This window comes from Pedobacter sp. 01T416_2 (genome assembly GCF_056398925.1).
Genome location: NZ_JBFTQI010000970.1, coordinates 1 through 1928 on the forward strand (window position 1 = coordinate 1; position 1928 = coordinate 1928).

Genomic DNA, 1928 nt, shown 5'->3' on the forward strand with positions numbered 1-1928 from the left:
GCCCAGTTAATGCCGGCAAGAATGCCTCCATCTCCACCAGAACCACCATTGCTTAAAACTTTTCCGATATAAATACTGGCGGCATAAGCAATACCGTATCTTTCTGTTGCCGATGGCGAACTAGAAGGACCACAGGAGGTACCAGTACAGTGTGTGCCGTGGCCATGTCCATCCTGTGTACTTTCTCCGCTAATAAAACTTTGATGAACAACAGGACGGCCAGCAAAATCAGGATGATGGAAATCGAATCCTGTATCCAATATGGCTACTTTAATGCCTGCACCATTGTATGGGTTGTATCTTAAAAAGCTGGTTGGTACAACATTGGTTGCTTTTAATCCCCAGGTAGCACCAACAGATTCTACTTCCGATTCTTGCTCTTCATAATTGTAATCTTCTGTTTCGGTTCCAACCAATACATTGGTCATTTGGTTTACCGCATCTCTGTAACCCTCTACATAATTTTGAGTACTTTCATCCAGCATTCCAATGGCATAAACTACTCTTTCCTTTTCTACAATCATTTCACTTTCGCCTAAACTGCTGATTGAATTTTCAATTTTCGGTTTTTCGTTTACGATAGCAATTCCCAGCTTGTCTAGTATGATACCATCAGTTTTAGCGAGGTCTTTATCTGTGAAAAACTCGTTTTCAAATTCTAAAGAGCTTTTTAGGTTCAGTCCGCTAATAGAATTGATCTGGTTAATAGAATCGGAGGTGTTGGATCCTTCTGGTAATAGTACAAGGTATCTTCCTGTGTACTCTACTTTTTCTTCTTTTTTCAAGGTTTTTGACATGGTTTAAGTTTTTTAAGTTTTGCCTACTCTATTCAGGATTTTCGGCTTATTCCCATTGGTGTTTTTTGTTGTTAAACACTAATCCAAAATTGAAACAGTTGGCGCAGAAAAACCTTAGGTAAACCACTAGAAATCAATGGTGAAAGCAACAAAATAAAAAGCGGTAAAAACAACAATAAAATATGGGGAAAACCCCATCTGTTATCTATAAAAGTTTTATCACATTTGGGAATAAAAGTTAACTTTAATTAAAACTCAAAAAATTATGGAAATGCAACATCTACCTAGCTATGCTATCGTATTTTTATGTGGGGTACTAGTATGTTATCTGTTACTAAAACTAATCGATCTTATGAAAACAAATGAAAGGCGCGGACGTCCAAATACGATGGATCCGGCAATAATCCAACAAATGGTAGATAATTACCGCAACAACCATTTAGCAGCAATTAATAAATTATTGGGAATAAACGATGCCCATTCTGTTTCTTTCGGTTTAAAAACCCTAAAAAAATTCATCGCTGATATCGAATTTTTTAGTAAAAAAGTAGACCCGCGCATTGCTGATGGTGCATTGGGTATCCGTTTCTATTACGCTGCTTATCCAAAAGACAACGAATGGAATAGTTTTGAGGAGGAGAAATCGATAGGAAAAAATTATGCCCAAAAACATACACTTGTTATGATCCCCACTTTAAAGAAGAAGAGCAGCGATGGAAGTTACCAGGATTACGACTTTAACCCTTTAGACCGTACTACTTTCCCGCTAAAAGAAAGAGAAAAAGAGCAACCCATTACCTTAATGGCCATGAGTTCGGATAGTAGTGACAGTCAATCGCGTGAGGTAATGGCTCAAAACCATGGACAAACCATTCCACCAGCCGATTCAGCAATAGAAACTTATTAATATCTTAATGAAATGAACGACTTCCAGAAATTTCTGAGCGACATTTTTCTCTGGATTGAAGGAGGGGCTGCATTGATTGCGTTTTGCTACTTTAAACGGTTAAAGGGACAACATTGGAGGTATTTTATCTATTATCTGACCACTATTTTTATCTGTGAAGTAATTGGGAAATGGGGAGGAGAATATATCAGCTTTTCAAAAACTAAATATTATAACTATATCGT

The 1928-nt window shown here is 37.3% G+C and carries 3 protein-coding genes; 2 read left to right on the plus strand and 1 reads right to left on the minus strand.

The features are described from left to right. On the minus strand, positions 1 to 797 hold a 797-nt coding region (locus AC1DPQ_RS26405), incomplete at its 3' end, for a S8 family serine peptidase (RefSeq protein ID WP_477611384.1). Between the two features lie 352 nt (positions 798 to 1149). Between AC1DPQ_RS26405 and AC1DPQ_RS26410 the strand changes: the two genes are divergently transcribed. Together AC1DPQ_RS26410 and AC1DPQ_RS26415 are read left to right on the plus strand one after the other, a co-directional pair. Further along, positions 1150 to 1704 carry a hypothetical protein gene (locus tag AC1DPQ_RS26410; protein WP_477611385.1) on the plus strand — a complete coding sequence of 185 codons (555 nt, stop codon included), beginning with the start codon at positions 1150 to 1152 and terminating at the stop codon, positions 1702 to 1704. Positions 1705 to 1716: 12 nt separating this feature from the next. Beyond that, positions 1717 to 1928 (plus strand): hypothetical protein (locus AC1DPQ_RS26415; protein ID WP_477611386.1); only part of this gene is annotated, 212 nt, incomplete at its 3' end.

Coding starts and splice junctions, on each gene's coding strand:
- AC1DPQ_RS26410 (WP_477611385.1), top strand. CDS start 1,150: ATGAAAACAAATGAAAGGCGCGGACGTCCAAATACGATGGATCCGGCA.